The sequence below is a fragment of the Thalassospira xianhensis MCCC 1A02616 genome (assembly GCF_003326475.1).
In the GTDB taxonomy this organism is placed as follows: domain Bacteria; phylum Pseudomonadota; class Alphaproteobacteria; order Rhodospirillales; family Thalassospiraceae; genus Thalassospira; species Thalassospira xianhensis.
On the sequence record NZ_JPWA01000044.1, the window covers coordinates 26,983 to 33,755 of the forward strand.

Annotated in this window: 3 protein-coding genes; 2 read left to right on the forward strand and 1 reads right to left on the reverse strand. The window is 56.4% G+C overall.

What is annotated here, in order from left to right:
• Positions 1-375 precede the first annotated feature (375 nt).
• Positions 376-3,003 (forward strand): aminopeptidase N, encoded by a 2,628-nt coding sequence (gene pepN / locus TH5_RS22595; protein ID WP_114123773.1) that lies wholly within the window; start codon positions 376-378, stop codon positions 3,001-3,003.
• A 78-nt stretch (positions 3,004-3,081) separates the two neighbouring features.
• Here the strand turns inward: pepN and TH5_RS22600 are convergent, their stop codons facing one another.
• Positions 3,082-5,367, reverse strand: a complete 2,286-nt coding sequence (locus tag TH5_RS22600) for a methyl-accepting chemotaxis protein (protein ID WP_244205010.1) — start codon at positions 5,365-5,367, stop codon at positions 3,082-3,084.
• A gap of 689 nt (positions 5,368-6,056) precedes the next feature.
• On the opposite strand from TH5_RS22600, the gene TH5_RS22605 reads away from it, so the two are divergent.
• Positions 6,057-6,773, forward strand: a 717-nt coding sequence (locus TH5_RS22605) for a prolipoprotein diacylglyceryl transferase (RefSeq protein WP_425275490.1), incomplete at its 3' end; no start/stop codon positions are given.

Sequence of the window (6,773 nt, forward strand, 5' to 3'; positions counted from 1 at the left end):
TCCATCCCGTTATCTTTTTAACGGCGTCTCACGATAATATTAAGGTGAGGGGACGATAACCCGGGATGACATTGTTTGTCTGGTGTGGTGCGACCCTGATGCGTCCTTGCTGCCTTGGCAGAAGGAGTGAGGGAAACCAAAGATCACTCTCGCCCCACGAAATGTGAAACTTCGGCCCCCCTCGCGCCACCACTGATGATTATGACGACTAAAATCGGCGGCGTAAACTCTGCATTTGTCCGAAAGTGAAATTTACCTTATCTGTTGGGTTAATGAACGAAATTCAGTTTTGAAGAACTGCGCCGCATTGCAGCATTCGCGATTTTATACAATCACCGGCAACGCCGCGCAGACCAAGGGAAAAAGGACCATCTGATGTCTGATCAACCGCAAGTCATCCGCCGCGAAGATTACACCGCACCGGCCTTTCTGATCGAGAAGGTCGAACTGGTATTCGAGCTTGATCGGGATGTCACAAATGTGAAATCGCGGCTTTTTGTTCACGCGAATCCTGTTCGCGGGACCGGCGGCGGGGACATGGTCCATCTTGATGGCGAAGACATGAAACTGGTTTCGGTTTCGGTTGATGATCGCAAGCTTGGCGTTGATGAATATAGTGTCGACCCATCGGGGCTTAGCTTTGCCGCGCCGGGCGAAACCTTTGTTGTGGATATCGAAACCCAGATATCGCCTGCGGCCAATACCCGGCTTGAGGGGCTTTATGTATCGCAAAGCGCGTTCTGCACGCAGTGCGAGGCGGAAGGGTTCCGTCGCATCACCTATTTCCCGGATCGCCCGGATGTGATGGCGACCTATAAGGTGACGATCCATGCCGACAAGGCGAACTGCCCGGTTCTGCTATCAAACGGCAATCTGATTGATAGTGGTGATCTTGACGGCAACCGGCACTTTGCCGTGTGGGAAGATCCGTTTCCGAAGCCGAGTTACCTTTTTGCACTGGTGGCGGGCGATCTTGCATGCGTTGAGGACAGCTTCAAAACCATGTCGGGCCGTGATGTCGCGCTGCGCATTTTTGTCGAACATGGCAATGAAGACCGTTGCGATTATGCGATGGATAGCCTGAAACGGTCGATGAAGTGGGATGAGGAGGTCTATGGGCTTGAATACGATCTGGACCTTTTCAACATCGTCGCGGTTTCCGACTTCAATATGGGGGCGATGGAAAACAAGAGCCTGAATGTGTTTAACGCCAAATACATCCTGGCCAAGCCCGATACCGCGACCGATACCGATTATGAGCTGATCGAATCGATTGTTGCCCATGAATATTTCCACAACTGGTCGGGCAACCGGGTGACGTGCCGGGACTGGTTCCAGCTATCGCTTAAGGAAGGCCTTACGGTTTTCCGCGATCAGGAATTTTCCGCCGATCAGCGATCCCGCCCGGTGCAGCGCATCAAGGATGTCGCACAGCTTCGTGCGCGCCAGTTCCCCGAGGATGGCGGGCCGTTGGCGCACCCCGTCCGCCCGGACAGCTATATGGAAATCAACAATTTCTATACCGCCACGGTCTATGAAAAGGGGGCGGAGCTTATCCGCATGATGCATACCCTTTTAGGCGCAGAGGGCTATCGCAAGGGGATTGACCTTTATTTCGACCGGCATGACGGGCAGGCGGTGACCTGCGATGATTTTGCCAAGGCGATGGAAGATGCCAATGATGTTGACTTGAGCCAGCTTAAAATCTGGTATTCGCAGGCAGGCACGCCAAGCCTTAGCTGGCACGGCGAACATGATGCGGATACCAAGCAGTTCCACCTGACAGTTGCGCAGAAAACCGAACCGACACCGGGGCAGCCCGACAAGGTTGCGCTTCATATGCCAATTGCGATCGGGCTTCTGGGCCGGGATGGCAGGGAGCTTGTTTCTCGCACCGTGCAACTGACCAAGGCCGAGCAGGAATTCGTTTTTGATAATATCGATCAGGTGCCGGTGGTTTCGTTCAACCGTGGTTTTTCCGCCCCTGTGAATGTCGCGACCGAGCAGCCGCATGAGGAGCTTGTGTTCCTGATGGGGCATGACAGCGATGCGTTCAATCGCTGGGAAGCAGGGCAGAAATACGCAACCGCGTTGATGCTTTCAGCCATTACCGAATTTGAAAAGAATGGTGGCGATGCGGACGCGGCATTGGGCGATGTGACCGAGTTTGTCGCGGCGATGCGGGCAACCCTGATCAATGAGGAGCTTGATAAGGCGTTTCGTGCCGATGCGCTTGTCCTGCCGGGCGAAGAATTCCTTTCGGAGCAGCGCAAACCGGCCAACCCGGAAGCGATCCATCAGGTGCGCAATGCGCTGCGCAAGCGGATCGGATCGGACCTTCGGGCCGAATTTGGCAATGCCTATCATCAGAATGCGTCAAACGCGGCCTTTACCCCGGATGCGGAATCGGCCGGGCAGCGGGCGTTGCGCGCAACCGCACTTTCCTATCTGGTCGCAAGTGGGGACGACGAATTTGCCGATCTGGCAGCCGAGCAATATCGCACGGCGGATAACATGACGGATCGGATGGCAGCGCTTTCGGTGCTGAACCATCTGGATCATCCGGGCCGGGTCGAAGCACTTGCCGATTTCGAGGCGCGCTTTGGCAAGGATACCGTGGTGATGGACAAATGGTTTGGGCTTCAGGCGATGTCATCGCGGGGTGATACGCTGGCGCGCGTGAAGGACCTTATGAGCCATCCGCTGTTCACCATGCGCAACCCGAACAAGGTCAGATCCCTTATCGGCGCGTTTGCTATGGCCAACCCGCGGCATTTCCATGCGGCGGATGGCAGCGGATATGCGTTTTATACCGACCGCCTGATCGAACTTGACGATATCAACCCGCAGGTTGCGGCACGGCTTTGCGCGCCGCTTGGCAAATGGGCGAAATATGACGAGGCGCGGGCCGACCTGATGAAGGCGTCGCTTGATCGTATCCTCGCCAAGCCGGATATCTCGCGCGATTTGTATGAGATTGCCAGCAAGTCGCGGGCAAGCTAGGCCGGGCATATTGAAAAGAAAAGGCGGCACGTAATGTGCCGCCTTTTTGTGTCGTCGCCTGTTTGAATGAGGCTTTGATCAGGTCAGTTTCATCCGTTCGCTGAATTCCTTCATGCGTTCGGAAAGATTGCGCGCCATGTCGGAAAGTTCGCGGCTGGCAGTGTTGAGGTCATGGGCCGAGCGGCCCGTGCTTTGGGCACCGTCATTCACGAACCGGATCATCTGGTCCATCGATCCGGCCCCCGATGCAATACGCTGCACGTTTTCCGAAATCTCGCTGGTGGCACGGCGCTGTTCATCCACCGAATGGGTGATGGTCGACTGGATGTCGTTGACCTGATGAATAACGTCGCCCACCGTGCTGATGGAATGGGCGGCTTTCTGGACTTCCTGCTGGATCGCGGTGGTCAGATCGCCGATCTGGCCGGTTGCACTCGCGGTCTGATCGGCAAGCGATTTCACCTCGTTTGCGACAACGGCAAAACCACGCCCCAGCTCGCCCGCACGTTCGGCTTCGATGGTCGCATTCAGCGACAGAAGTTTGGTGCGATGCGCGATATCGTTGATCAGATCAATGATCGATCCGATTTCCGAGCTTGCCTTTTCAAGCGAGACGATATTGCGCTGGCTTTCTTCGGCCTCGGAGCGTGCCCGGTTGGTCACGTCTGCTGCCTCTGTTGCCTGACGGTTGATTTCGGCGATGGAGGATGAAAGTTCCTCGACCGCGGTGGCGACGTTCTGGGTATTGCTTGCCGCCTCGCGCGAGACGTCAAGCGCGCTGCCCGACTGATCGACCGTGTTTTCCGACTGGCTGGTCAGATCACGGGCAAGGCCAAGAAGCCCTTCGGACTGTTCAGTGACCGATTGCGCAACGCGGGCGACCTCGGCCATCATTTCGGTAACCGCAATGCGGCTTTCTTCGCGTTCGGTCACCACGTTCCATGCCAGCATGGTACCCAGAAGGACATTGTCCTTATCACGCACCGGGGCTGCCAGAAGTTCAAGGTGATCGCGTTCGGTCTGGACCACCTCGGTAAAGGGCAGGTTGGCCGGGTTGGAAAGCCGTTTCTGGAATTCCGCACCGACTTTCAGGAAGTCGCCCGAAACCGATCTGGCATCGCCACCGACATAGGTTTGCGCACTGGCATTAAGATATGTCAGTTCGCCTTCGGGCGTGATCAGGGCGGTCATGGTCGGGGTGTTTTCGACCATGTTTTGCAGGATCATCGCCTGACGCACGGCTTCACGCAGGCCGACAAGGGCCTTGCGCATTTCACCGATTTCATCGGACCCGACGCGGGGCAGACGGACATTGGTGTCCCCGTTCGAGATTGATGTCATCGCCCCGGCAAAGGCGCGCAGATTGCGAAATACCGTGGTTCGAAGCAATATCCAGCCAGCGATCCAGCCGACCAGAAGAACGGCCACCAGAATTTCGATCGACAGGGTCCGAAGATCGTCGGTCTGGGAATAGAAGTCGGTAATGTCGCGGTCAAACGTAGCGGTCGCCCAGACACCGCCCCGGCCGTTTCCAACCGAAATATCGACGGTGGCACGGTGCGTGCCGCCCGCTGCTTCGGCGGGTTTTGCTTCTGCCTCTGCCGGGGCATCGCTATCGGCCGTTAGGGCCAGGGCTTCGCCGCCTTCGCTGGCATCCCCGTCTTCAAGGCTTTCAAACAGCACATTGCCGTCGCTGCCAAGAATGCGGAAATTGCCGCCCAGAACCTTGCCGATCCCGGCCAGGGTCGGCAGCGGATCGGTGATCACTTCCATAAAGCCGACGGCACGAAAACCGCCGACCGGAACAAGGGTGCTGAAAACCGGTTTGCCGGTGGGTGTTGCCCACATATAGGTCACCGGTTTGCGGGCATCGGCCTTGTCGCGTGTTTTAAGGTAATCCATGACCGCCGGATCATCGGTCACACTGGCGCCCAGATTGGCATCCGAGGTCGCAAGCTGGTTGAAATCGGTGTCATAGGCGATGGTTTCGACCAGAACCAGTTCGCCCTGAACGACCTGGCTGGCATTGGAAAGGATGTTAAGCTCCGCCTTCATGCGGGCCTGGTCGCTGTCCTGAAAGCTTTTGACCAGACTGCCGAGGCGCGACCATTCATTGACGATGGGCGTGACCCTGTCGCCGTAATCCTGTGCGACGCGTGACCGGACAAAGAAATTGACCGTGCCGCCGACCGAATTGTTCAGCGTCTCGACGGCAAAGTTTCGATAGGTATCCCCGGTCCACAGCAACATCCATGTAACTGCACCCGATAAAAGCAAACCTGTTACGAGCAGAATACGCCGTAACGTCAGGAGGCCCGTGGCACCCCCTGCAATAGCCGTCTTCGCGGCTTTATCTCCCGTCATTCATTACACTCCAGAGCCAGTTTTTTTATGGTTCTTTTGGTGCTTCGTTCCCCGGACTACCTCTTAAGGGGTAATTGCACTGATCCAAACAGAGCTTGGCGGCAAACACAATAGCGCTGTTGCCGCCAACCCCATGTTTTTCGCGGTATACAGTATTTTATATATGGGGCAGGGCCGCTATACGGGCATAAAAAATTACCTGATTTCGAGGGGCTATTGAAAAAACACAAAAAAATATGCGAACGCGTGTGATAATCGTTTGCAATTAGTTTTTTGATGCTCTATGACTGTGTTTGTCAAATGCAGACGGCAACGTCGTTTGCGACGGGTCATCAGGCTCACATGGCGTACCTGATGACCACTGTTCTTCGGGACTCTCTCTCCCCGAAGGTCGATCTCTCTCACTCGAGGGGGCTGGTATCCGGAAATTGTGCGGGACAATTCCGGGCTATATACCAGCCTCCCTTTTTTGTCCTGCATGCCGGGTTTGTGACATCCGTGCTTTGAAATCGCCAAAGTTTCATGACATCCGCAATCTGCATATCGAGGCGCGACAGGCATGCATGTTTTTAGCGTTTTATAAACGGCCTGTGCCCTAAAAGAAGCAGGGGAGCCCGTGATGGTGTGACATCGCCATTACGGATGCGCACGATATTTACAGGTAATCAGTCGTAAAGGACCGGCAAAAAATGGCTGGCGAAGACGAAAACAACCGCACCGATTTGCATGCGGACCCGAAACCGGAACCGCAGAAAGACGCGCCCTTACCGGCGTTTATTTATGGCCGTAATGGCCATGGCGAGGACGGCGGGCGTCATCGACAGTCACAAAATGGGCGGATAGCAGAAATGGATCGCAAAACCTTACTGGGTCTCGCAACCGGTGCCGGCATGCTCGGTCTGGTCTTGTTCTTTGTCGGCATGCTGGTCGGCGCAGGGCTGTTTATGGACCCTGACGAACAGATGGCAGCCAATGAAAAACCGGCCGGACAGGCGGAAATCCTTGCAACCCTGCCGGAAGAACCGGCGGGATCTACAGCCTTGCCCGAGGCCGGAACGACCGGCAATATTCCGGGCGGTGCATCGGGGACGGCAACGCCATCTGCAACACCTTCTGCTCCGGCAGCCCCGGCAACAGATGATCCGGTCGGTGACCTGATCGCCGAACGCAGTGCGGCCCTTGAGGGCGATGGTTCTTCTGATGCCACGGAAAATGGTGAAGCGTCGACCGCCGAGGATACGGGGGATGCTGCCAGCGATACCGCGACGCCGGAAGCTCCGGCTGCCCCGGAAATGAGCGACGCAGAAAAGGCCGCGGCCCGTGCCGAGCAGACGGCAAATGCCCCGCGCAAATTGCAGGCGCCGGAAATCAAATCATCCGATGCGGCTGAAACCGCACCACCCGCA

Excerpts from the sequence above, each read along its gene's own strand:
- pepN (WP_114123773.1), top strand. The coding sequence starts at position 376 with ATGTCTGATCAACCGCAAGTCATCCGCCGCGAAGATTACACCGCACCG.
- TH5_RS22600 (WP_244205010.1), bottom strand. The coding sequence starts at position 5,367 with ATGACGGGAGATAAAGCCGCGAAGACGGCTATTGCAGGGGGTGCCACG.